We start from the raw sequence: 23,871 nt of genomic DNA on the forward strand, positions 1-23,871 counted from the left end.
ATGCGTGATCCAGCCCCTTCTGACACACAAAAGAAGCGCGTCATTGTCGGCATGTCCGGCGGCGTGGACTCTTCCGTTTCCGCCCTCCTGCTGATTGAGCAGGGCTATGAGGTGGAAGGCCTGTTCATGAAGAACTGGGAAGAAGACGATGGAACGGAATACTGCACCGCCATGGACGACCTGGCGGATGCTCAAGCCGTGTGCGACAAGATTGGCATCAAGCTGCACACCGCCAACTTCGCCGCCGAGTACTGGGACAACGTATTCGAGCATTTCCTCGCCGAATACAAGGCCGGACGCACGCCGAACCCGGACATCCTGTGCAACCGCGAGATCAAGTTCAAGGCGTTCCTCGACTACGCCATGATGCTTGGCGCCGACCTGATCGCCACCGGTCACTACGTGCGTCGCCGCGACATCGACGGCCGCACCGAACTGCTCAAGGGCCTGGACCCGAACAAGGACCAGAGCTACTTCCTGCACGCCGTTGGCGGCGAACAGATCGCCAAGACCCTGTTCCCGGTCGGCGAGCTGGAAAAACCGCAAGTGCGCGCCATTGCCGAGAAATACGAACTGGCGACCGCGAAGAAGAAGGATTCCACCGGGATCTGCTTTATCGGCGAGCGCCGCTTCAGCGACTTCCTCAAGCAATACCTGCCAGCGCAACCGGGCGAGATCAAGACCACCGAAGGTGAAATCATCGGCCGCCACCACGGCCTGATGTACCACACCATTGGTCAGCGTCAGGGCCTGGGCATTGGCGGGCTGAAAGATGCCAGTGACGAGCCGTGGTACGTGCTGATCAAGGACCTGGAACACAACGAGCTGATCGTCGGCCAGGGCAATGATCACCCGTGGCTGTTCTCCCGCGCCCTGCTCGCTTCCGATATCTACTGGGTCAACCCGATCGACCTGAGCCAGCCACGCAAGCTGACCGCCAAGGTTCGTTATCGCCAGAGCGACCAACCGTGCACCCTGGAAAAAACCGCCACCGGTTATCGCGCGACCTTCGATGATCCGCAACGCGCGGTCACTCCGGGCCAGTCCGTGGTGTTCTACGACGGTGAAATCTGCCTCGGCGGCGGTGTGATTGAAGTAGCCGAGCCGTGGACGAGCAAGGGCCAAGCCCTATGAACCCGATTCAGGAGCAACTGACGGCACTGGGCGGCGTGTTTCTCGCCGCAGTGCTGGTGGACAGGATTGCCAAGACCGGCCAGACCAACGAAGCCGGCCTGACCTGCATGCTCGGCAGCCTGCTGATTCGCGACCCCAAGGACACTTTGGAGGTTTACGGCGGCGACGACATCAACCTGCGTGAAGGCTACCGTGCGTTGATCGGCGCCCTCGAACGCGATCCAAGCGCCCTGCAGCGCGAGCCACTGCGTTATGCCCTGGCCATGCTCGGCCTTGAGCGTCAGCTGGCCAAGCGCAACGACATGCTCGACGTGATCGGCAAGCGCCTGCCGCAGATTCAGTCCCAGGTCGAACACTTCGGCCCGGCCCACGAAAACGTGGTCGCCGCCTGCGGCGCGCTGTACCAGGACACCCTGAGCACCCTGCGCCAACGCATCCAGGTGCACGGCGACATGCGCAACCTGCAACAACCGAGCAACGCCTCGAAAATCCGCGCCCTGCTGTTGGCCGGCATTCGTTCGGCGCGCCTGTGGCGGCAATTGGGCGGTCATCGCTGGCAGCTGGTGATCAGCCGCCGCAAATTGCTCAAAGAGCTTTACCCCTTGATGCGTAACGAATAACCCGCATCGACAGCACCGAACTCAGCAATACGCGTAATACGCCGGTCAGTTGGCGACGGACCGGCGGATTTTTTCATGTATGATACGCGCCCCATTTCGTTGCCCGACTGTCCGAGAACACCCCATGCAGCTTTCTTCGCTCACTGCGGTTTCCCCTGTTGACGGCCGCTACGCCGGCAAAACCCAGGCCCTGCGCCCAATTTTCAGCGAGTACGGCCTGATCCGTGCCCGCGTCCTGGTTGAAGTGCGCTGGCTCCAGCGCCTGGCCGCTCACCCTGCCATCAGTGAAGTGCCGGCGTTCTCCGCCGAAGCCAACGCTGCGCTCAACACCCTGGCGGAAAACTTCTCTCTGGAGCACGCCGAGCGCGTCAAAGAGATCGAGCGCACCACCAACCACGACGTCAAGGCCATCGAATACCTGCTCAAAGAGCAAGCGGCCAAGCTGCCTGAACTGGCCAAGGTCAGCGAATTCATCCACTTTGCCTGCACCAGCGAGGACATCAACAACCTGTCCCACGCCCTGATGCTGCGCGAAGGCCGTGATGACGTAATGCTGCCGCTGATGCGCCAGACCGCCAACGCCATCCGCGAACTGGCGATCCGTTTCGCCGACGTGCCGATGCTGTCGCGCACCCACGGCCAACCGGCCTCGCCGACCACCCTGGGCAAAGAGCTGGCGAACGTGGTTTACCGCCTTGAGCGCCAGATCGCCCAAGTCGCCGCCGTGCCGCTGCTGGGCAAGATCAACGGCGCTGTCGGCAACTACAACGCCCACCTGTCGGCCTACCCTGAGATCGACTGGGAAGCCAACGCCCGCGCCTTCATCGAAGACGAACTGGGCCTGGGCTTCAACCCTTACACCACGCAAATCGAACCGCACGACTACATTGCCGAGCTGTTCGACGCAATCGCCCGTTTCAACACCATCCTGATCGACTTCGACCGCGACATCTGGGGCTATATCTCCCTGGGTTATTTCAAACAGCGCACCATCGCTGGCGAAATCGGCTCGTCGACCATGCCGCACAAGGTCAACCCGATCGACTTCGAAAACTCCGAAGGCAACCTGGGTATCGCCAACGCACTTTTCCAGCACCTGGCGAGCAAACTGCCGATCTCCCGCTGGCAGCGCGACCTGACCGACTCCACCGTACTGCGCAACCTCGGTGTCGGCTTCGCCCACAGCGTGATCGCGTACGAAGCCAGCCTCAAGGGCATCAGCAAGCTTGAGCTCAACGAGCAGAAGATTGCCGCTGACCTGGACGCCTGCTGGGAAGTATTGGCCGAGCCGATCCAGACCGTGATGCGTCGCTACAACATCGAAAACCCGTACGAAAAGCTGAAAGAACTGACCCGCGGCAAGGGCATCAGCCCTGAAGCACTGCAGACTTTCATCGACGGCCTGGACATGCCAGCCGCCGCCAAGGCCGAGCTGAAATTGCTCACCCCGGCGAACTACATCGGCAACGCTGTAGAACAAGCCAAGCGCATCTGATCGACCGCTAGACCCTTTTAAGACGCCCGGCCGCGCCGGGCGTTTTTATTCCCGTCTGAAAAGTGCATTTTTTCAATAGGTTACACATGAATCCTGATATTCCTCTTCAACTTCTGGGTGGCATCACGGCACGGGAATTCCTGCGCGACTACTGGCAGAAAAAGCCGCTGTTGATCCGTCAGGCAATTCCTGATTTCGAAAGCCCGATCGACGCCGACGAACTGGCCGGCCTGGCGCTGGAAGAAGAAGTCGAATCGCGACTGATCATCGAGAATGGCGAGCGTCCGTGGGAACTGCGTCGCGGCCCGTTCGCCGAAGATGAATTCAGCAAGCTGCCTGAACGTGACTGGACCCTGCTGGTGCAAGCCGTGGATCAGTTCGTCCCGGAAGTCAGCGAATTGCTGGAAAATTTCCGCTTTCTGCCGAGCTGGCGCATCGACGACGTGATGATCAGCTACGCCGCACCGGGTGGCAGCGTTGGTCCGCACTTCGACAACTACGACGTGTTCCTGCTGCAAGGCCACGGCAAGCGCAACTGGAAGATCGGCCAGATGTGCAATACCGAGAGCCCGATGCTGGCCCACGCCGACCTGCGCATCCTCTCCGAATTCGAAGCCACCGATGAATGGGTGCTGGAACCGGGCGACATGCTCTACCTGCCACCGCGCCTGGCCCATTGCGGCGTCGCCGTCGATGAATGCATGACCTACTCGGTCGGCTTCCGCGCACCGAGCGCCGCTGAAGTACTGACCCACTTCACCGACTTCCTCAGCCAGTTCCTGTCGGACGAAGAACGCTACACCGACGCCGACGCCTTGCCGACTGCCGATCCTCACCAGATCCAGCGCGACGCACTCGACCGCCTCAAAGGTCTGCTGGCCGAGCACATGAGCGACGAGCGCCTGCTGCTGACCTGGTTCGGCCAGTTCATGACCGAGCCACGCTACCCGGAACTGGTGGTGGGCCCGGAAGACGTCGAGGAAGAGGACTTCATGTCCGCCCTGGAACAGGGCGCGATCCTGGTTCGCAACCCGAGCGCACGCCTGGCGTGGTCTGAAGTCGATGACGACCTGCTGCTGTTCGCCAGCGGCCAGAGCCGTTACCTGCCTGGCAAACTGCGCGAACTGCTGAAGATGATCTGCGCCGCCGACTCGCTGCACACCGACAACCTCGGCGACTGGCTGAGCGACGAAGACGGTCGCGGCCTGCTGTGCGAACTGGTCAAGCAAGGAAGCCTGGGGTTTGCCGATGAATAAGATTCACGTACGTGTCGCAGACTGGCAGAAGGACAACGCCGAGATCCGGCGCATTCGTGAGACGGTGTTCGTCGCCGAGCAATCCGTTCCGCCAGAATTGGAATGGGACGCCGATGACATTGATGCAGTGCACTTCCTCGCTTACGAAGGCGACTTTCCGATTGGCACCGCCCGCCTGCTGCCCGACGGCCACGTCGGCCGGGTGTCGGTACTCAAGGACTGGCGCGGCCTGAAAGTCGGCGATGCACTGATGCAAGCGGTCATCGGTGAAGCCGAAGAGCGCGGACTCAAGCAGCAGATGCTCAGCGCTCAGGTACAAGCCACAGCGTTCTATGAGCGCCTGGGCTTTCACATGGTCAGTGAGGAGTTCCTGGAAGCCGGGATTCCGCATGTAGACATGGTTCGCCATTCGGCCTGAGACCGAGGTGCTCCTTTCGCGAGCAAGCCCGCTCCCACAAGGTTCACGCTGAACCTGTGGGAGCGGGCTTGCTCGTGAAGAGGCCAGAAAGCACGCCACAAAACGCCCCGACATCACACGATGCCGGGGCGTTTTGCTGTCTACGATTCAACTAGCGCCACGCCAGGCCGACAAACTGGCAATATCAAGCTTCAGAACGCGGAGATAACGGACATGTCCCTACGCACCCTGCTCACCACCTTGCTGCTCGGTTGCAGTTTTTCGGTGATGGCAGCCACAGAAATTGTGCCCCTCAAGTACCACACCAGCGCCGACCTGCTGCCGGTGGCGCAGGATTTCGTCGGCAAGGACGGCCAGGTCAGCGCCTACGGCAATCAACTCATCGTCAACGCCGATCAGCGCAAAATCGACGAACTTAAAGCCCTTCTTTCGCAACTCGACACCGCCCCCAAGCGCCTGCTGATCACCGTCGACACCAGCGACAACAACTTCCAGGGTGACCAGGGTTATTCGGTGAACGGCGCCAAGCCAAACCAGACCCGCATCATCAATTACAGCACCGATAGCCGCGACGGCGGCGTTCAGCAAGTGCAGGCCAGCGAAGGCGCACCGGCGCTGATCCAGGTCGGCCAGAGCGTGCCGCTGACCAGTTCACAGACCGACTCCTACGGCGACCTGCGCAGCCAGACCGAATACCGCAACGTCACCCAGGGCTTCTATGTCACCGCAAACGTCACCGGTGACATCGTTCACCTGTCGATCAGTACCAACCGTGACCGCATGAGCCAGGAACGTCCCGATGTAGTGAACGTACAAAGCACCGACACAACCGTCATCGGCCACCTCGGTGAGTGGATCCTGCTGGCCGGGGTCAACGGCCAGACCCAGGCCGACAATCAGGGCCAGACCCGCAGCTACTCGACCCAGAGCCGCAACGACATGACATTGCGGGTGAAAGTCGACACCCTGGACTAAAGCACCAAAAACTGACTGACGAGTCGTATTAGACCAAAGATGTAGTGCCTGAAAAAAAGCACTACAAAACGTTTGACGAGGCAAAAAAGCGAAGGCATGATGGCCTCGCTCCCGCTAATCAGAGGCCCTGGCAAGGGCCTTCGAGGCGATGTTCGCACCTACCCCCGCGAACCGCTTCGTGTCTGTACCGCCCACAAGGTGTGTTTGACGAGGTTGTCGACTGGAACGAAGTTGTCCCGAGGGACGGAAGCGTAATAGGTAACCCGGCACTACACTGTTGTTCGCACCAAGGCCCACGACGCCTGAATGCGCCCGCAGTTCGCCTTTACCTGCTCACTTCCCCTCGAGCCGATCGTTCATCCCGTCGCCCTCCCCGCCGAATCCGACTTGACCGCTTAAGCTTCTGGTCAGCGAGCGCAGGAATTTTCCACCGCAGAACAACTTTTCATAAAGACGCGACGAGGTTTATCTCCCATGGCACTGACACGCGAACAGCAAATTGCAGCCCTCGAAAAAGACTGGGCTGAAAACCCGCGCTGGAAAGGCGTGACACGCACTTACTCCGCTGCTGACGTCGTCCGCCTGCGTGGCTCAGTTCAACCTGAGCACACCTTTGCAAAAATGGGCGCCGAGAAGCTGTGGAACCTGGTGACCCAGGGTGCCAAGCCAGCCTTCCGTCCTGAGAAAGATTTCGTCAACTGCATGGGCGCCCTGACCGGCGGCCAGGCTGTACAACAAGTCAAGGCCGGCATCCAGGCGATCTACCTGTCGGGCTGGCAAGTGGCTGCGGACAACAACTCCGCCGAATCGATGTACCCGGACCAGTCGCTGTACCCGGTGGACTCGGTGCCAACCGTGGTCAAGCGCATCAACAACTCGTTCCGTCGCGCCGACCAGATCCAGTGGAAAGCCGGCAAGAACCCGGGCGACGACGGCTACATCGACTACTTCGCTCCTATCGTTGCTGACGCTGAAGCCGGTTTCGGCGGCGTACTGAACGCCTACGAGCTGATGAAGAGCATGATCGAAGCAGGCGCCGCCGGCGTTCACTTCGAAGACCAACTGGCTTCCGTGAAGAAATGCGGCCACATGGGCGGCAAGGTACTGGTTCCTACCCAGGAAGCCGTACAGAAGCTGACCGCTGCCCGTCTGGCTGCTGACGTTGCCGGTACTCCGACCATCATCCTGGCCCGTACCGACGCTAACGCTGCTGACCTGCTGACGTCCGACTGCGACCCGTACGACCAACCATTCGTGACTGGCGAACGTACCCAGGAAGGCTTCTACAAGGTGCGCGCCGGTCTGGACCAGGCCATCGCTCGCGGCCTGGCCTACGCTCCGTACGCCGACCTGATCTGGTGCGAAACCGCCAAGCCAGACCTGGACGAGGCTCGTCGCTTCGCTGAAGCGATCAAGAAGGAATACCCGGACCAACTGCTGTCGTACAACTGCTCGCCTTCCTTCAACTGGAAGAAAAACCTGGACGACGCGACCATCGCCAAGTTCCAGCGCGAACTGTCCGCCATGGGCTACAAGCACCAGTTCATCACCCTGGCCGGCATTCACAACATGTGGCACAGCATGTTCAACCTGGCGCACGACTACGCCCGCAACGACATGACTGCCTACGTGAAGCTGCAAGAGCAGGAATTCGCTGACGCTTCCAAGGGTTACACCTTCGTGGCGCACCAGCAGGAAGTGGGCACCGGCTACTTCGACGACATGACCACCGTGATCCAAGGTGGCTCGTCCTCGGTGACCGCGCTGACCGGTTCGACCGAAGAAGAACAGTTCCACTGATCTGCTTCGCTTGAGACATCAGCCGCTGCGGGCCGAATAGAAAGCTAACCGCAGCGCTGCACATCTGACGCCCCGACTGGTTCGGGGCGTTTTTTTGCCTGGGATTCAACAAACACTGCAAAAACCCTGTGGGAGCGGGCTTGCTCGCGAAAGCGTCGGATCAGTCGACATCAATACTCAATGATGAACCGCATTCGCGAGCAAGCCCGCTCCCACAGGGGAAAGTGGTGATCTGAAAATCATTGATCCAGAGCGGTGCGACTGTCAGAAAAACCCGCTAAAACACACCCCTCCGCTACTTGCTGTAACGCCCATATAAGACAACTTCCCGAGTACCCGGCGGACAAGCAGTTTAAAAATCGCGCTAAACAATACTGATTATCATTTAGCGCAAACAATGTTCGTTACATTCCCTACAAAACATAATTGACGAAATGCCGGCTAATGCCCAAGCCGCAAGGCCTGCGGGGGTTTTGAATCGCGCTATGTCCTTATTCCTATAATAAATTTCGCTATAGGAATTTTACTTGCCGGGTGTTTAGCCATAAAATCAGCGGGATTGATTGCTGCGACATATCGTCACTGCTTTTGTTTCTTTTCAAGCTCAGAGACCTTTGCTCTCTGTTAAGGATTACCAGCATGCCCGAAGCGACAGGACTCATGGCCCACAACTGGGGCTTTGCCATTTTCCTTCTAGGCGTTGTCGGCCTCTGCGCCTTCATGCTCGGTGTTTCCAGCCTCCTCGGGTCAAAAGCCTGGGGCCGCAGCAAAAACGAACCGTTCGAGTCCGGCATGCTACCTACAGGTGGCGCCCGCTTGCGGCTCTCAGCCAAATTCTATCTGGTCGCGATGCTCTTCGTGATCTTCGATATCGAAGCCCTCTTTCTCTTTGCATGGTCTGTGTCCGTCCGCGAAAGCGGCTGGACCGGATTCGTCGAAGCTCTCGTTTTCATAGCAATTCTGTTGGCAGGCCTTGTCTACCTATTCCGAGTGGGTGCCCTTGACTGGGCTCCGGAAGCTCGGCGCAAGCGGCAAGCGAAGCTGAAACAATGAGGCTTTGGCAATGCAATACAATCTCACCAGGATCGACCCCGATGCTCCTAACGAGCAGTATCCGATTGGCCAGCGGGAAACCGTTTCCGATCCGTTAGAAGATCAAGTCCACAAAAACATTTTCATGGGCAAGCTCGAAGACGTGCTTAACGGCACGATCAACTGGGGGCGCAAGAACTCCCTGTGGCCGTATAACTTCGGTCTTTCGTGCTGCTACGTGGAAATGACCACCGCCTTCACGGCGCCCCACGACATCGCGCGCTTTGGCGCCGAGGTTATCCGGGCATCGCCGCGCCAGGCGGATTTCATGGTTATCGCCGGTACCTGCTTCATCAAGATGGCGCCGATCATTCAGCGTCTCTACGAGCAAATGCTCGAGCCTAAATGGGTCATCTCCATGGGTTCGTGCGCCAACTCCGGTGGCATGTACGACATCTACTCCGTCGTTCAAGGGGTGGACAAGTTCCTGCCCGTGGACGTCTACGTGCCTGGCTGCCCGCCCCGCCCTGAGGCTTTCCTGCAAGGCTTGATGCTGTTGCAGGAGTCGATTGGCCAGGAGCGTCGTCCACTTTCCTGGGTCGTTGGCGATCAAGGCGTGTACCGCGCCGAGATGCCTTCCGAAAAGGAAAAGCGCCGCGAACAGCGTATTCAGGTAACCAACCTGCGCAGCCCCGACGAAGTCTGATCCAGATCTGCTTCTTTAATAGAACGAGAAACTGGCTTCATTCTTTACGTTGACCGAAAGCGATAAAATAACCATGACTACAGGCAGTGCTCTGTACATCCCGCCTTACAAGGCAGACGACCAGGATGTGGTCGTCGAACTGAATAACCGTTTTGGCCCGGAGGCGTTCACCGCCCAGGCTACCCGCACCGGCATGCCGGTGCTTTGGGTTGCCCGCGCCAAACTCGTCGAAGTCCTGGGCTTCCTGCGCAACCTGCCCAAGCCGTACGTCATGCTCTATGACCTGCACGGCGTGGACGAGCGTCTGCGCACCAAGCGTCAAGGGCTGCCGAACGGCGTCGACTTCTCCGTGTTCTATCACTTGATGTCGATCGAACGTAATAGTGACGTCATGATCAAAGTCGCCTTGTCCGAGAGCGACCTCAGCTTGCCGACCGTCACCAGCATCTGGCCGAACGCCAACTGGTACGAGCGTGAAGTCTGGGACATGTTCGGCATCGACTTCAAAGGCCACCCGCATCTGTCGCGCATCATGATGCCGCCGACCTGGGAAGGTCACCCGCTGCGCAAGGACTTCCCGGCCCGTGCCACCGAGTTCGATCCGTTCAGCCTGACCCTGGCCAAGCAACAGCTCGAGGAAGAAGCCGCGCGCTTCAAGCCTGAAGACTGGGGCATGAAGCGTTCCGGCCCGAACGAGGACTACATGTTCCTCAACCTCGGCCCGAACCACCCGTCCGCGCACGGTGCGTTCCGCATCATCCTGCAGCTGGACGGTGAAGAGATCGTCGACTGCGTACCGGACGTCGGTTACCACCACCGTGGTGCCGAGAAGATGGCCGAGCGTCAGTCCTGGCACAGCTTCATCCCGTACACCGACCGTATCGACTACCTCGGCGGCGTGATGAACAACCTGCCGTACGTGCTCTCGGTCGAAAAGCTGGCCGGCATCAAGGTGCCGGAGAAGGTCGACGTCATCCGCATCATGATGGCCGAGTTCTTCCGGATCACCAGCCACCTGCTGTTCCTGGGTACCTACATCCAGGACGTCGGCGCCATGACCCCGGTGTTCTTCACCTTCACCGACCGCCAGAAGGCGTACACGGTGATCGAGGCCATTACCGGCTTCCGTCTGCACCCGGCCTGGTACCGCATCGGTGGCGTCGCCCACGACCTGCCGCGCGGTTGGGAAAAACTGGTCAAGGATTTCGTCGAGTGGATGCCAAAGCGTCTGGACGAATACCAGAAAGCCGCACTGGACAACAGCATCCTGCGCGGCCGGACCATCGGCGTCGCCGACTACAACACCAAAGAGGCCCTGGAATGGGGCGTCACCGGTTCCGGCCTGCGCGCCACTGGTTGCGATTTCGACCTGCGTAAGGCGCGCCCGTACTCCGGCTACGAGAACTTCGAGTTCGAAGTGCCGCTGGCGGCCAATGGCGATGCCTACGACCGTTGCATCGTGCGCGTCGAAGAGATGCGCCAGAGCATCAAGATCATCGACCAGTGCCTGCGCAACATGCCAGAAGGCCCGTACAAGGCGGATCACCCGCTGACCACGCCGCCTCCGAAAGAGCGCACCCTGCAGCACATCGAAACCTTGATCACGCACTTCCTGCAGGTTTCGTGGGGCCCGGTCATGCCGGCCAACGAATCCTTCCAGATGATCGAAGCGACCAAGGGCATCAACAGTTATTACCTGACGAGCGATGGCGGCACCATGAGCTACCGCACCCGGATTCGCACCCCAAGCTTCCCGCACCTGCAGCAGATCCCTTCGGTGATCAAAGGCAGCATGGTCGCGGACTTGATTGCGTACCTGGGTAGTATCGATTTCGTTATGGCCGACGTGGACCGCTAAGCATGAACAGCACGCTTATCCAGACAGACCGTTTCACCTTGAGTGAAACCGAGCGCTCGGCCATCGAGCACGAGTTGCATCACTACGAAGACCCGCGCGCGGCGTCGATCGAAGCCCTGAAGATCGTCCAGAAGGAACGTGGCTGGGTGCCGGACGGCGCCTTGTACGCCATCGGCGAGATCCTCGGTATCCCGGCCAGCGACGTTGAAGGCGTGGCGACGTTCTATAGCCAGATCTTCCGTCAGCCAGTGGGCCGTCACATCATTCGCGTCTGCGACAGCATGGTCTGCTACATCGGCGGCCACGAGTCCGTGGTCAGCGAAATCCAGAGCAAGCTGGGCATCGGCCTGGGTCAGACCACCGCCGACGGTCGTTTCACCCTGCTGCCGGTCTGCTGCCTCGGCAACTGCGACAAGGCGCCGGCGTTGATGATCGACGACGACACTTTCGGTGATGTGCAGCCAGCAGGCGTTGCCAAATTGCTCGAGGGCTACGTATGACCCTGACTTCCTTCGGTCCGGCCAACCTCATCAAGCGTTCGGCCGAGACTCACCCGCTGACCTGGCGTTTGCGTGACGACGGAGAAGCCGTCTGGCTCGACGAGTACCAGGCCAAGAACGGTTACGCCGCTGCGCGCAAGGCCTTCGCCGACATGGCTCAGGACGACATCGTCCAGACCGTGAAAGATTCCGGCCTCAAGGGTCGCGGCGGTGCAGGCTTCCCCACGGGTGTTAAGTGGGGCCTGATGCCCAAGGACGAGTCCATCAACATCCGCTACCTGCTGTGCAACGCGGATGAAATGGAGCCCAACACCTGGAAAGACCGCATGCTGATGGAGCAACTGCCCCATCTGCTGATCGAAGGCATGCTGATCAGTGCCCGCGCACTGAAAACCTACCGTGGCTACATCTTCCTGCGTGGCGAGTACACCACCGCCGCCAAGCACTTGAACCGTGCCGTGGAAGAAGCCAAGGCAGCCGGCCTGCTGGGCAAGAACATCCTGGGTTCGGGTTTTGATTTCGAGCTATTCGTCCACACCGGCGCCGGGCGTTACATCTGCGGTGAAGAAACCGCACTGATCAACTCCCTCGAAGGCCGTCGCGCCAACCCGCGCTCCAAGCCGCCCTTCCCTGCCGCCGTTGGCGTGTGGGGCAAGCCGACTTGCGTGAACAACGTCGAGACCCTGTGCAACGTGCCGGCGATCATCGCCGACGGCGTGGACTGGTACAAATCGTTGGCCCGCGAAGGCAGCGAAGACATGGGCACCAAGCTCATGGGCTTCTCCGGCAAGGTCAAGAACCCTGGTCTGTGGGAATTGCCGTTTGGCGTCACCGGTCGCGAACTGTTCGAAGACTACGCCGGCGGCATGCGCGACGGGTACAAGCTCAAGTGCTGGCAGCCTGGCGGCGCCGGTACCGGCTTCCTGTTGCCGGAACACCTGGACGCACAAATGTACGCCGGCGGCATCGCCAAAGTGGGCACCCGCATGGGTACCGGCCTGGCCATGGCGGTGGACGACAGCGTCAACATGGTGTCCCTGCTGCGCAACATGGAGCAGTTCTTCGCTCGCGAGTCCTGTGGCTTCTGCACCCCGTGCCGCGATGGCTTGCCATGGAGCGTCAAGCTCCTGATGGCCATCGAGAACGGTGAAGGCCAGCCAGGCGACATCGAGACCCTGCTGGGTCTGGTCGGCTTCCTCGGCCCAGGCAAGACCTTCTGTGCTCACGCACCGGGCGCCGTGGAGCCGTTGGGCAGCGCAATCAAATACTTCCGTCCAGAGTTCGAAGCCGGTATCGCGCCTGTCAGCGCCGCCGTCCCGCCTCTGGCAAGGCCGATCCTGGTCGGCGCGTAAACGCTTAAAAAAGGCGAAGGGTCCGTGCCCTTCGCTTTTCGTGTGATGACGCCTTTAACGGCTGTGTTGATTCACGCGGATAACAAGATTCCATTAGCCACGCCCGCTGACACCGGGCCAACGAAGAACTTTGAACCATGGCCACTATCCACGTAGACGGCAAAGAGCTCGAAGTCGACGGGGCAGACAACCTGTTACAGGCATGTCTGTCGCTAGGCCTCGATATCCCTTATTTCTGCTGGCACCCTGCCCTGGGCAGCGTTGGCGCTTGCCGCCAGTGCGCGATCAAGCAGTACACCGACGAGAACGACACCCGTGGTCGTATCGTCATGTCCTGCATGACCCCTGCCACCGACGGCACCTGGATCTCCATCGAAGATGAAGAATCCAAGGCCTTCCGTGCCAGTGTTGTTGAATGGTTGATGACCAACCACCCTCACGACTGCCCGGTCTGTGAAGAAGGCGGTCACTGCCACCTGCAAGACATGACGGTAATGACCGGCCACAACGAGCGCCGTTACCGCTTCACCAAGCGTACCCACCAGAACCAGCAACTGGGCCCGTTCATTTCCCACGAAATGAACCGCTGCATCGCTTGCTACCGCTGCGTGCGCTTCTACAAAGACTACGCCGGCGGCACCGACCTCGGTGTATTCGGCGCCCACGACAACGTGTACTTCGGTCGCGTTGAAGACGGCACCCTGGAAAGCGAGTTCTCCGGCAACCTCACCGAGGTCTGCCCGACCGGTGTGTTCACCGACAAGACTCACTCCGAACGCTACAACCGCAAGTGGGACATGCAGTTCTCGCCGAGCATCTGCCATGGCTGCTCCAGCGGTTGCAACATCTCCCCGGGCGAACGTTACGGCGAACTTCGTCGCATCGAAAACCGCTTCAACGGTTCGGTGAACCAGTACTTCCTGTGCGACCGTGGCCGTTTCGGCTATGGCTATGTCAACCGCGAAGACCGCCCGCGTCAGCCACTGCTGGCCAATGGCGCCAAGCTGAGCCTCGACGAAGCGCTGGATAAAGCCGCCGACCTGCTGCGCGGTCGCAACATCGTCGGTATCGGTTCGCCCCGCGCCAGCCTCGAAAGCAACTACGCGCTGCGCGAACTGGTCGGCGCCGAGCATTTCTACTCGGGTATCGAAGCTGCCGAGCTGGAGCGCATCCGCCTGGTCCTGCAAGTGCTCAAAGACAGCCCGCTGCCAGTGCCGAACATGCGCGACATCGAAGACCACGACGCTGTGTTCGTCCTCGGTGAAGACCTGACCCAGACTGCTGCGCGCATGGCCCTGTCCCTGCGTCAATCGGTCAAGGGCAAGGCCGAAGACATGGCCGACGCCATGCGCGTCCAGCCTTGGCTCGACGCCGCGGTGAAGAACATCGGTCAGCACGCGCTGAACCCGCTGTTCATCGCAAGCCTGGCTGAAACCAAGCTCGACGACATCGCCGAAGAATGTGTTCACGCCGCTCCAGACGACCTGGCCCGCATCGGTTTCGCCGTGGCTCACGCCCTCGACGCCAGCGCTCCAGCCGTTGAAGGCCTGGACGCTGAAGCCCTCGAACTGGCCAAGCGCATCGCCGACGCCCTGCTCGCAGCCAAGCGCCCACTGATCATCGCCGGTACGTCCCTGGGCTCCAAAGCCTTGATCGAAGCTGCCGCGAACATCGCCAAGGCCCTGAAGCTGCGCGAGAAGAACGGCTCCATCAGCCTGATCGTGCCAGAGGCCAACAGCCTCGGCCTGGCCATGCTCGGTGGCGAATCGGTCGACGCTGCGCTGCAAGCGGTGATCGAGGGTAAGGCCGACGCCATCGTCGTGCTGGAAAACGATCTGTACACCCGTACCGACAAGGCCAAGGTCGATGCTGCCCTGAGCGCCGCCAAAGTGCTGATCGTCGCCGACCATCAGAAGACTGCCACCAGCGACCGCGCACACCTGGTTCTGCCAGCCGCCAGCTTCGCTGAAGGCGACGGCACCCTGGTCAGCCAGGAAGGTCGCGCCCAGCGCTTCTTCCAGGTCTTCGATCCGAAGTACATGGATGCGAGCATCCTGGTTCACGAAGGCTGGCGCTGGCTGCATGCCCTGCGCGCGACCCTGTTGAACCAGCCGATCGACTGGACCCAACTGGACCACGCCACCGCCGCCGTCGCTTCCAGCACCTCGATCCTGAACCGCATCGTCGATGCCGCACCGTCCGCCGCGTTCCGCATCAAGGGCATGAAGCTGGCCCGTGAACCGCTGCGCTACTCCGGTCGTACCGCCATGCGCGCCGACATCAGCGTGCACGAGCCACGTACCCCGCAGGACAAGGACACCGCGTTCGCCTTCTCCATGGAAGGTTACTCGGGCTCGGCTGAGCCGCGTCAGCAAGTGCCATTCGCCTGGTCTCCGGGCTGGAACTCGCCGCAAGCCTGGAACAAGTTCCAGGACGAAGTCGGTGGTCATATCCGCGCTGGCGACCCGGGCACCCGCCTGATCGAAAGCACTGGTGACTCGCTGAACTGGTTCGCCAGTGTTCCGCGCGCGTTCAACCCGGCCCAGGGCACCTGGCAGGTTGTGCCGTTCTTCCACCTGTTCGGCAGCGAAGAGAACTCTTCGAAAGCCGCTCCGGTTCAGGAACGCATTCCAGCTGCTTATGTTGCACTGGCCAAGTCTGAAGCCGACCGTTTGGGCGTCAATGACGGTGCCATGCTGAGCCTGAATGTGGCTGGCCAGACCCTGCGTCTGCCGCTGCGCATCAATGAAGAACTGGGTGCTGGTCTGGTGGCACTGCCTGCGGGCATCGCCGGCATTCCGCCAGCGATCTTTGGCAAATCCGTTGACGGTCTGCAGGAGGCAGCTCAATGACCTTGTTCACTCCTGAAGTGATCGACGTGATCATCGCGGTCCTCAAGGCCGTGGTGATTCTGCTCGCCGTAGTGGTTTGCGGCGCCCTGCTGAGCTGGGTCGAGCGTCGTCTGCTCGCCCTCTGGCAAGACCGTTACGGTCCGAACCGCGTCGGTCCGTTCGGCGCGTTCCAGATCGCCGCCGACATGATCAAGATGTTCTTCAAGGAAGACTGGACGCCGCCGTTCGCCGACAAAGTGATCTTCACTTTGGCGCCGGTCGTGGCCATGAGCGCCTTGCTGATTGCCTTCGCGATCATCCCGATCACCCCGACCTGGGGTGTCGCGGACATCAACATCGGCATCCTGTTCTTCTTTGCAATGGCTGGCCTGTCGGTCTACGCGGTGTTGTTCGCTGGCTGGTCGAGCAACAACAAGTTCGCCCTGCTGGGCAGCTTGCGGGCCTCTGCACAAACCGTGTCGTACGAAGTGTTCATGGGCCTGTCGCTGATGGGTATCGTGATCCAGGTTGGCTCGTTCAACATGCGCGATATCGTTGAATATCAAGCGCAGAACCTGTGGTTCGTCATTCCGCAGATCTTCGGTTTCCTGACCTTCTTCATCGCTGGCGTCGCCGTGACTCACCGTCACCCGTTCGACCAGCCGGAAGCGGAACAGGAACTGGCTGACGGCTACCACATTGAATACGCCGGCATGAAATGGGGCATGTTCTTCGTCGGCGAGTACATCGGCATCGTGCTGATCTCGGCGCTGCTGGTGACCCTGTTCTTCGGTGGCTGGCACGGTCCGTTTGGCATTCTGCCGCAGATCCCGTTCATCTGGTTCGCGTTGAAAACCGCGTTCTTCATCATGTTCTTCATCCTGCTGCGCGCCTCGATTCCGCGCCCACGGTATGACCAAGTGATGGATTTCAGCTGGAAGTTCTGCCTGCCGCTGACCCTCATCAACATGCTGGTGACCGCTGCGATCGTGTTGCTCAACACGACCGCCGTCGCGGCTCAGTGAGGATAGAGAATCATGAAGTACATATTTGACATCGTGCATGGCTTCTACACCCAGCTTCGCAGCCTGGTGATGATCTTCAGCCATGCCTTCCGCAAGCGCGACACGCTGCAATATCCGGAAGAGGCGGTGTACCTGCCGCCGCGCTTTCGTGGACGTATCGTCCTGACCCGCGACCCCGACGGCGAAGAGCGTTGTGTAGCCTGCAACCTGTGCGCCGTGGCGTGCCCGGTCGGTTGCATCTCGCTGCAGAAAGCTGAAACCGAAGACGGTCGCTGGTACCCGGAGTTCTTTCGCATCAACTTCTCGCGCTGCATTTTCTGCGGCCTCTGCGAGGAAGCCTGCCCGACCACCGCGATCCAGCTGACACCGGATTTCGAGATGGCCGAGTTCAAACGTCAGGACCTGGTTTACGAGAAAGAAGATCTGCTGATCTCCGGCCCCGGCAAAAACCCTGATTACAACTTCTATCGTGTTGCAGGTATGGCGATTGCCGGGAAGCCGAAAGGCTCCGCGCAGAATGAAGCCGAACCGATCAACGTGAAGAGCTTGCTGCCTTAAGGAAGAAAGATGGAATTCGCTTTCTATTTCGCATCGGGTATCGCTGTGGTGTCCACGCTTCGCGTGATCACCAACACCAACCCTGTGCACGCCCTGCTCTACCTGATCATTTCGCTGATCGCCGTGGCGATGACGTTCTTCGCCCTAGGCGCGCCGTTCGCCGGTGTACTGGAAGTGATCGCCTACGCTGGCGCCATCATGGTGCTGTTCGTGTTCGTGGTGATGATGCTGAACCTGGGTCCGGCCTCGGCTCAGCAAGAGCGCGCCTGGCTCAAGCCCGGTATCTGGGGCGGCCCGGTCCTCCTCGCCGCGCTGCTGCTGGTGGAACTGCTGTATGTGCTGTTCTCCCACCAGACCGGTGAAGCCATCGGCCACACCACCGTAGACGCCAAGGCCGTGGGCATCAGCCTGTTCGGTCCTTACCTGCTGGTGGTCGAACTCGCCTCGATGCTGCTGCTCGCCGCAGCCGTCACGGCGTTCCACTTGGGCCGCAACGAAGCCAAGGAGCAATGACGATGCCTGCTATCCCCATGGAGCATGGTCTGGCGGTCGCCGGCATCCTGTTCTGCCTCGGTCTGGTCGGCCTGATGGTCCGCCGCAACATTCTCTTCGTGCTGATGAGCCTGGAGGTCATGATGAATGCCTCCGCCCTGGCGTTCATCGTTGCCGGTAGCCGCTGGGCGCAGCCGGATGGACAGATCATGTTCATCCTGGTGATCAGCCTGGCAGCCGCCGAGGCCAGTATTGGCCTGGCGATCCTGCTGCAACTGTATCGCCGCTTCCACACGCTCGATATCGACGCTGCCAGTGAGATGCGCGGATGAACCTTCTCTATCTGACTTTCCTTTTCCCTCTGATCGGTTTTGTGCTGCTGGCGTTCTCCCGGGGACGCCTCTCGGAAAACCTCTCGGCGCTGATAGGCGTCGGCTCCATTGGCCTGTCGGCGATCGTCGCGGCCTATGTGATCTGGCAATTCAACGTCGCCCCGCCGGAAGGCGGTCACTACACCCAGGTGTTGTGGCAATGGATGGCGGTGGAAGGCTTCACGCCGAACTTCGCCCTGTACCTGGACGGCCTGTCGCTGACCATGCTCGGTGTGGTGGTTGGCGTCGGCTTCCTGATCCACCTGTTCGCCTCCTGGTACATGCGCGGTGAAGCCGGTTACTCGCGCTTCTTCGCCTACACCAACCTGTTTATCGCCAGCATGCTGTTCCTGGTACTGGGCGATAACCTGTTGTTCCTGTACTTCGGCTGGGAAGGCGTGGGCCTGTGCTCGTACCTGTTGATCGGTTTCTACTATAGCAACCGCAACAACGGTAACGCCGCACTCAAAGCCTTCATCGTGACCCGTATCGGTGACGTGTTCATGGCCATCGGCCTGTTCATTCTGTTTGCCCAACTGGGCACCCTGAACGTTCAGGAACTGCTGGTGCTGGCTCCGCAGAAATTCCAGTCCGGTGACTTCTGGATGGTCATGGCCACCCTGATGCTGCTGGGCGGTGCTGTCGGTAAATCCGCGCAACTGCCGCTGCAAACCTGGCTGGCGGATGCGATGGCCGGCCCGACTCCGGTTTCGGCACTGATCCACGCCGCAACCATGGTAACCGCTGGCGTCTACCTGATTGCCCGTACCCACGGCCTGTTCACCCTGGCGCCGGAGATCCTGCATCTAGTAGGAATCGTCGGTGGCGTGACCCTGGTTCTGGCAGGCTTTGCAGCCCTGGTCCAGACCGACATCAAGCGTATCCTCGCCTACTCGACCATGAGCCAGATCGGCTACATGTTCCTGGCCCTGGGCGTTGGTGCCTGGGATGGCGCGATCTTCCACCTGATGACCCACGCCTTCTTCAAGGCCCTGCTGTTCCTTGCGTCCGGTTCGGTGATCGTTGCCTGCCACCACGAGCAGAACATCTTCAAGATGGGCGGTCTGTGGAAGAAACTGCCACTGGCCTACGCCAGCTTCATCGTCGGCGGCGCGGCCCTGGCGGCCCTGCCTCTGGTGACTGCGGGCTTCTACTCCAAGGACGAAATCCTCTGGGAAGCGTTCGCCAGCGGCAACAACGGTCTGCTCTATGCAGGTCTGGTCGGCGCGTTCATGACTTCGCTCTACACCTTCCGCCTGATCTTCATCGCGTTCCACGGTGAAGCGAAGACCGAAGCCCACGCCGGTCACGGCATTGCCCACTGGCTGCCACTGTCGGTGCTGATCGTATTGTCCACCGCCATCGGCGCGATGATCGTTCCACCGCTGCACGGCGTACTGCCGGAAAGCGTCGGCCATGCTGGCGGCGAAGCCAAGCACAGTCTGGAAATCGCTTCGGGCGCCATCGCTCTGGCCGGTATCCTGCTGGCCGCGCTGCTGTTCCTCGGCAAGCGTCGCTTCGTCACTGCCGTCGCCAACAGCGGCATCGGCCGCCTCCTTTCGGCCTGGTGGTTCGCTGCCTGGGGCTTCGACTGGATCTACGACAAACTGTTCGTCAAGCCTTACCTTGCGATCATCCATGTACTGCGCAAAGACCCGCTCGACCAGACCATCGGTCTGATCCCGCGCATGGCCAAAGGCGGTCACACCGCCCTGAGCCGTACCGAGACCGGTCAACTGCGTTGGTATGCCGCCTCGATGGCTGCTGGTGCCGTGCTGGTCATTGGCGCCGTCGTGCTGGTAGCGGTCTGATATGAACCTTGCGAATTTGCGAAAGGAAACGAGCCCGTCATGATTCTGCCCTGGCTAATCCTGATCCCCTTCATCGGCGGCCTGCTGTGCTGGATGGGTGAGCGCTTCGGCGCCACCCTCCCGCGCTGGATTGCGCTGATCACCATGTCCCTGCTGCTCTCCCTCGGCCTCTGGCTGTGGGCCAACGGTGACTATTCATTTGCCCCGGCGCCAGGCGCCGATCCGACCTGGGTGATTGAGTTCAAACACGTCTGGATCCAGCGTTTCGGCATCAATGTGCACCTGGCCCTCGACGGCCTGTCGCTGTTGATGATCCTGTTGACCGGTCTGCTGGGTGTCCTCTCGGTACTCTGCTCGTGGAAAGAGATCCAGCGTCACGTGGGTTTCTTCCACCTGAACCTGATGTGGATCCTGGGCGGTGTCGTCGGCGTGTTCCTCGCCCTCGACCTGTTCATGTTCTTCTTCTTCTGGGAAATGATGCTGGTGCCGATGTACTTCCTCATCGCGCTCTGGGGTCACAGTTCTTCGGACGGCAAGAAAACCCGGATCTACGCGGCGACCAAGTTCTTCATCTTCACTCAGGCTTCCGGCCTGATCATGCTGGTGGCGATCCTGGGCCTGGTTCTGGTCAACTTCAACGACACCGGCGTGATTACCTTCAACTACGCCGATCTGTTGAAAACCAAGATGTCGCTGACCACCGAGTACATTCTGATGCTCGGTTTCTTCATCGCCTTCGCGGTCAAGTTGCCGGTCGTACCGTTCCACTCCTGGCTGCCTGACGCTCACGCCCAGGCGCCGACCGCAGGTTCCGTCGACCTCGCCGGTATCTTGCTGAAGACTGCTGCGTACGGTCTGCTGCGTTTCGCCCTGCCGCTGTTCCCGAATGCGTCGGCCGAGTTTGCGCCGATCGCCATGACTCTGGGTCTGATCGGGATCTTCTACGGTGCGTTCCTGGCCTTCGCGCAAACTGACATCAAGCGTCTGATTGCCTTCTCGTCCGTTTCCCACATGGGCTTCGTTCTGATCGGCATCTACTCCGGCAGCCAACTGGCGCTGCAGGGCGCGGTGATGCAAATGCTGGCGCACGGCCTGTCGGCCGCGGCACTCTTTATCTTGAGTGGCCAGTTGTACGAACGCACCCACACCCGCGACATGCGTGAAATGGGTGGCCTGTGGTCGAAGATCGCTTACCTGCCAGCCCTCAGCCTGTTCTTCGCCGCCGCGTCGCTGGGCTTGCCGGCGACCGGTAACTTCGTCGGAGAGTTCCTGATCCTGATCGGCACCTTTGCCAGTGCCCCATGGGTCACCGTGATCGCGACGTCCGGCCTGGTGTTCGGTTCGGTCTACTCGCTGATCATGATCCACCGTGCCTTCTTCGGCCCGTCCAAATCGGACGCGGTGCTGCATGGCATGGACGGTCGCGAACTGATCATGGTAGCCGGTCTTGCGGCGTTGGTGATCTACATCGGTGTTTACCCGCAACCGTTCCTCGACACCTCTGCCGCTACGATGCATGGCGTGCAGCAGTGGATCGGCACCGCCTTCACTCAACTCGCTTCGGCCCGGTAAGAGCGCTATGGAATTCACGACTCAACACTTTATCGCGCTAGCGCCGTTGTTGATCACCAGCGCCACGATCATCGTGGTGATGCTGGCGATTGCCTGGCGCCGCAACCACTCCCAGACCTTCCTGCTGTCGGTGGCGGGTCTGAACCTGGCATTGCTGTCGATCCTGCCTGCCTTGAAAGTCGCGCCCCTGGCTGTGACTCCGTTGCTGCAGATCGACTCGTTCGCCTGCCTGTACATGGCGCTGATCCTGGTCGCCACCCTCGCTTGTGTAACCCTCGCCCACGCCTACCTCGGCGATGGCGGCACGGGCTACCCGGGCAACCGTGAAGAGCTTTACCTGCTGATCCTGATGGCCGCCGCCGGTGGCCTGGTGTTGGTCAGCGCGCAGCACCTGGCCGGGTTGTTCATCGGTCTGGAACTGCTCTCGGTACCGGTCTACGGTCTGGTGGCCTATGCCTTCTTCAACAAGCGCTCGCTGGAAGCCGGTATCAAGTACATGGTGCTGTCGGCTGCAGGTTCCGCGTTCCTGTTGTTCGGTATGGCCCTGCTCTACGCTGACTCCGGCTCCCTGAGCTTCGTCGGCATCGGTCAGGCCCTGGCGGCCACCGGCATGCCAAGCTCGCTGGCTCAACTGGGCCTGGGCATGATGCTGATCGGCCTGGCGTTCAAGCTGTCGCTGGTGCCGTTCCACCTCTGGACTCCAGACGTTTACGAAGGTGCTCCGGCGCCGGTGGCAGCGTTCCTGGCTACCGCCTCCAAAGTGGCTGTGTTCGCGGTGATGGTGCGTCTGTTCCAGATCTCGCCAGTGGCGAGCAGCGGCGTGCTGAGCAACGTGCTGACCATCATCGCCATCGCGTCGATCCTGTTCGGTAACCTACTGGCACTGACCCAGAGCAACCTCAAGCGTCTGCTGGGTTACTCGTCCATCGCTCACTTCGGCTACCTGCTGATCGCCCTGGTGGCGAGCAAGGGTCTGGCCGTGGAAGCCATCGGCGTGTACCTGGTCACCTACGTCATCACCAGCCTCGGCGCCTTCGGCGTGATCACCCTGATGTCCTCGCCATACAAAGGCCGTGACGCAGACGCCCTGTACGAATACCGCGGCCTGTTCTGGCGCCGTCCGTACCTGACCGCCGTACTGACCGTGATGATGCTGTCGCTGGCCGGTATCCCGCTGACCGCGGGCTTCATCGGCAAGTTCTACATCATCGCCACCGGCGTCGAGTCGCACCAATGGTGGCTGGTCGGCTCCCTGGTACTGGGCAGCGCCATCGGCGTCTTCTACTACCTTCGCGTGATGGTCACCCTGTTCCTGATCGAGCCAAACCTGCGTCGCGTCGACGCCCAACTGCACTGGGAACAACGCGCAGGCGGCGTGATGCTGCTGGCGATCGCGGTACTGGCGTTCTTCCTCGGCCTGTATCCACAACCGCTGCTGAACCTGGTTCAACAGTCGGGTCTGGCGGGTTGATCGCTTAGGCGACTCTCGGTAACAAACGGAAACGGCACCTTCGGGTGCCGTTTTTGCGTTTGGGGGCACATCAAAAGATCGCTGCCCCTCCCCTCTTATCGGAAGCTACCTGCAAGGCTGTGGGCAATAGCTGACATTCGACAGGGGGTATTTGCCGTTAAATTCGAAGATCGGCTATCAAGAGAGATCGAGAACCATGAAAAAAGATACTTGCTCCGAACCGCTAGAACGCGTGGACACCTTGGTCTCTGTGTACCGGCTACCTGCAGAGGAACCCTATGACCAGCGCATCGGTGCAATGAAAGAAAAACTCGTGCCTTCAGAAGACTTTGACGCACCACTACCGGACGACATACTTGAGCTTTTCGAAGGCATGCAAGGCTGAGGCTTCTGCTCCATAGGGTTGCCAAGTGCAAAGATTTGACTGTTTGGACCTGACCGGCCCACCGCTGGAAAATAATGACTCATTGAGATGCTTGTTCGGCTAGAGATAATTTGTGTCTGGTACGCCCTCATCGCGAGCAAGCTCGCTCCCACAGTGTCCGAGGATACCCTCAGATTCTGTGTACGGCACAAAACCTGTGGGAGCGAGCT

At 60.3% G+C, this 23,871-nt stretch carries 21 protein-coding genes; all 21 read left to right on the forward strand.

The features are described 5' to 3' along the window. Positions 1-1,134 (forward strand): tRNA 2-thiouridine(34) synthase MnmA, encoded by a 1,134-nt coding sequence (gene mnmA / locus AC3IT9_RS19165; protein WP_007972086.1) that lies wholly within the window; start codon positions 1-3, stop codon positions 1,132-1,134. Then, on the forward strand, positions 1,131-1,754 hold the full coding sequence (gene hflD / locus AC3IT9_RS19170; RefSeq protein WP_008053455.1) for a high frequency lysogenization protein HflD: 624 nt from the start codon (positions 1,131-1,133) through the stop codon (positions 1,752-1,754). Before mnmA ends, hflD begins: the two co-directional genes overlap by 4 nt. Positions 1,755-1,878: 124 nt before the next feature. Further along, positions 1,879-3,249, forward strand: coding sequence for an adenylosuccinate lyase (gene purB / locus AC3IT9_RS19175; protein WP_223504481.1), 1,371 nt, complete (start codon positions 1,879-1,881; stop codon positions 3,247-3,249). An 86-nt stretch (positions 3,250-3,335) separates the two neighbouring features. Continuing rightward, positions 3,336-4,505: a ribosomal protein uL16 3-hydroxylase gene (locus AC3IT9_RS19180; protein ID WP_150725939.1), complete on the forward strand. Its 1,170-nt coding sequence runs from the start codon at positions 3,336-3,338 to the stop codon at positions 4,503-4,505. Next, on the forward strand, positions 4,498-4,923 hold the full coding sequence (locus AC3IT9_RS19185) for a GNAT family N-acetyltransferase (protein WP_032829897.1): 426 nt from the start codon (positions 4,498-4,500) through the stop codon (positions 4,921-4,923). The genes AC3IT9_RS19180 and AC3IT9_RS19185 overlap by 8 nt, the downstream gene beginning before the upstream one ends. Positions 4,924-5,136: 213 nt before the next feature. After that, positions 5,137-5,898 carry a secretin N-terminal domain-containing protein gene (locus AC3IT9_RS19190; protein WP_489270732.1) on the forward strand — a complete coding sequence of 254 codons (762 nt, stop codon included), beginning with the start codon at positions 5,137-5,139 and terminating at the stop codon, positions 5,896-5,898. Between the two features lie 474 nt (positions 5,899-6,372). Next, positions 6,373-7,698 (forward strand): isocitrate lyase, encoded by a 1,326-nt coding sequence (gene aceA / locus AC3IT9_RS19195; RefSeq protein ID WP_034146910.1) that lies wholly within the window; start codon positions 6,373-6,375, stop codon positions 7,696-7,698. Positions 7,699-8,337: 639 nt separating this feature from the next. After that, positions 8,338-8,751 carry an NADH-quinone oxidoreductase subunit A gene (locus AC3IT9_RS19200; protein ID WP_003223812.1) on the forward strand — a complete coding sequence of 138 codons (414 nt, stop codon included), beginning with the start codon at positions 8,338-8,340 and terminating at the stop codon, positions 8,749-8,751. A gap of 10 nt (positions 8,752-8,761) precedes the next feature. After that, positions 8,762-9,436: a NuoB/complex I 20 kDa subunit family protein gene (locus AC3IT9_RS19205; RefSeq protein ID WP_007970441.1), complete on the forward strand. Its 675-nt coding sequence runs from the start codon at positions 8,762-8,764 to the stop codon at positions 9,434-9,436. A gap of 73 nt (positions 9,437-9,509) precedes the next feature. Then, positions 9,510-11,294 carry an NADH-quinone oxidoreductase subunit C/D gene (gene nuoC / locus AC3IT9_RS19210; protein ID WP_223444752.1) on the forward strand — a complete coding sequence of 595 codons (1,785 nt, stop codon included), beginning with the start codon at positions 9,510-9,512 and terminating at the stop codon, positions 11,292-11,294. 2 nt (positions 11,295-11,296) lie between these two features. Continuing rightward, on the forward strand, positions 11,297-11,794 hold the full coding sequence (gene nuoE / locus AC3IT9_RS19215; RefSeq protein WP_008020715.1) for an NADH-quinone oxidoreductase subunit NuoE: 498 nt from the start codon (positions 11,297-11,299) through the stop codon (positions 11,792-11,794). Then, complete coding sequence (gene nuoF, locus AC3IT9_RS19220) at positions 11,791-13,146, forward strand: NADH-quinone oxidoreductase subunit NuoF (protein ID WP_150725934.1); 1,356 nt, start codon at positions 11,791-11,793, stop codon at positions 13,144-13,146. Before nuoE ends, nuoF begins: the two co-directional genes overlap by 4 nt. 137 nt (positions 13,147-13,283) lie before the next feature. Beyond that, entirely contained in the window at positions 13,284-15,998 is a 2,715-nt protein-coding gene (gene nuoG / locus AC3IT9_RS19225) for an NADH-quinone oxidoreductase subunit NuoG (protein ID WP_489270735.1), read from the forward strand. Then, a complete protein-coding gene (nuoH, locus tag AC3IT9_RS19230; protein ID WP_489270736.1) occupies positions 15,995-17,002 on the forward strand; it encodes an NADH-quinone oxidoreductase subunit NuoH in 1,008 nt (335 codons plus the stop codon). The genes nuoG and nuoH overlap by 4 nt, the downstream gene beginning before the upstream one ends. Before the next feature lie 12 nt (positions 17,003-17,014). Next, positions 17,015-17,560 (forward strand): NADH-quinone oxidoreductase subunit NuoI, encoded by a 546-nt coding sequence (gene nuoI / locus AC3IT9_RS19235; RefSeq protein WP_219098071.1) that lies wholly within the window; start codon positions 17,015-17,017, stop codon positions 17,558-17,560. Between the two features lie 9 nt (positions 17,561-17,569). Next, complete coding sequence (nuoJ, locus tag AC3IT9_RS19240; RefSeq protein WP_046037836.1) at positions 17,570-18,073, forward strand: NADH-quinone oxidoreductase subunit J; 504 nt, start codon at positions 17,570-17,572, stop codon at positions 18,071-18,073. Between the two features lie 2 nt (positions 18,074-18,075). After that, positions 18,076-18,384, forward strand: coding sequence for an NADH-quinone oxidoreductase subunit NuoK (nuoK, locus tag AC3IT9_RS19245; protein WP_007946416.1), 309 nt, complete (start codon positions 18,076-18,078; stop codon positions 18,382-18,384). Next, positions 18,381-20,234 (forward strand): NADH-quinone oxidoreductase subunit L, encoded by a 1,854-nt coding sequence (gene nuoL / locus AC3IT9_RS19250; RefSeq protein WP_150755569.1) that lies wholly within the window; start codon positions 18,381-18,383, stop codon positions 20,232-20,234. The genes nuoK and nuoL overlap by 4 nt, the downstream gene beginning before the upstream one ends. Before the next feature lie 39 nt (positions 20,235-20,273). Continuing rightward, positions 20,274-21,806, forward strand: coding sequence for an NADH-quinone oxidoreductase subunit M (gene nuoM, locus AC3IT9_RS19255; protein WP_150725929.1), 1,533 nt, complete (start codon positions 20,274-20,276; stop codon positions 21,804-21,806). Between the two features lie 7 nt (positions 21,807-21,813). After that, positions 21,814-23,277, forward strand: coding sequence for an NADH-quinone oxidoreductase subunit NuoN (nuoN, locus tag AC3IT9_RS19260; RefSeq protein ID WP_150725928.1), 1,464 nt, complete (start codon positions 21,814-21,816; stop codon positions 23,275-23,277). Positions 23,278-23,473: 196 nt separating this feature from the next. Then, positions 23,474-23,662: a hypothetical protein gene (locus AC3IT9_RS19265; RefSeq protein WP_150725927.1), complete on the forward strand. Its 189-nt coding sequence runs from the start codon at positions 23,474-23,476 to the stop codon at positions 23,660-23,662. Positions 23,663-23,871: the final 209 nt, after the last annotated feature.

The organism is Pseudomonas sp. KH_046_1 (assembly GCF_057839025.1).

Coding starts and splice junctions, on each gene's coding strand:
- mnmA (WP_007972086.1), top strand. CDS start 1: ATGCGTGATCCAGCCCCTTCTGACACACAAAAGAAGCGCGTCATTGTC.
- hflD (WP_008053455.1), top strand. CDS start 1,131: ATGAACCCGATTCAGGAGCAACTGACGGCACTGGGCGGCGTGTTTCTC.
- purB (WP_223504481.1), top strand. CDS start 1,879: ATGCAGCTTTCTTCGCTCACTGCGGTTTCCCCTGTTGACGGCCGCTAC.
- AC3IT9_RS19180 (WP_150725939.1), top strand. CDS start 3,336: ATGAATCCTGATATTCCTCTTCAACTTCTGGGTGGCATCACGGCACGG.
- AC3IT9_RS19185 (WP_032829897.1), top strand. CDS start 4,498: ATGAATAAGATTCACGTACGTGTCGCAGACTGGCAGAAGGACAACGCC.
- AC3IT9_RS19190 (WP_489270732.1), top strand. CDS start 5,137: ATGTCCCTACGCACCCTGCTCACCACCTTGCTGCTCGGTTGCAGTTTT.
- aceA (WP_034146910.1), top strand. CDS start 6,373: ATGGCACTGACACGCGAACAGCAAATTGCAGCCCTCGAAAAAGACTGG.
- AC3IT9_RS19200 (WP_003223812.1), top strand. CDS start 8,338: ATGCCCGAAGCGACAGGACTCATGGCCCACAACTGGGGCTTTGCCATT.
- AC3IT9_RS19205 (WP_007970441.1), top strand. CDS start 8,762: ATGCAATACAATCTCACCAGGATCGACCCCGATGCTCCTAACGAGCAG.
- nuoC (WP_223444752.1), top strand. CDS start 9,510: ATGACTACAGGCAGTGCTCTGTACATCCCGCCTTACAAGGCAGACGAC.
- nuoE (WP_008020715.1), top strand. CDS start 11,297: ATGAACAGCACGCTTATCCAGACAGACCGTTTCACCTTGAGTGAAACC.
- nuoF (WP_150725934.1), top strand. CDS start 11,791: ATGACCCTGACTTCCTTCGGTCCGGCCAACCTCATCAAGCGTTCGGCC.
- nuoG (WP_489270735.1), top strand. CDS start 13,284: ATGGCCACTATCCACGTAGACGGCAAAGAGCTCGAAGTCGACGGGGCA.
- nuoH (WP_489270736.1), top strand. CDS start 15,995: ATGACCTTGTTCACTCCTGAAGTGATCGACGTGATCATCGCGGTCCTC.
- nuoI (WP_219098071.1), top strand. CDS start 17,015: ATGAAGTACATATTTGACATCGTGCATGGCTTCTACACCCAGCTTCGC.
- nuoJ (WP_046037836.1), top strand. CDS start 17,570: ATGGAATTCGCTTTCTATTTCGCATCGGGTATCGCTGTGGTGTCCACG.
- nuoK (WP_007946416.1), top strand. CDS start 18,076: ATGCCTGCTATCCCCATGGAGCATGGTCTGGCGGTCGCCGGCATCCTG.
- nuoL (WP_150755569.1), top strand. CDS start 18,381: ATGAACCTTCTCTATCTGACTTTCCTTTTCCCTCTGATCGGTTTTGTG.
- nuoM (WP_150725929.1), top strand. CDS start 20,274: ATGATTCTGCCCTGGCTAATCCTGATCCCCTTCATCGGCGGCCTGCTG.
- nuoN (WP_150725928.1), top strand. CDS start 21,814: ATGGAATTCACGACTCAACACTTTATCGCGCTAGCGCCGTTGTTGATC.
- AC3IT9_RS19265 (WP_150725927.1), top strand. CDS start 23,474: ATGAAAAAAGATACTTGCTCCGAACCGCTAGAACGCGTGGACACCTTG.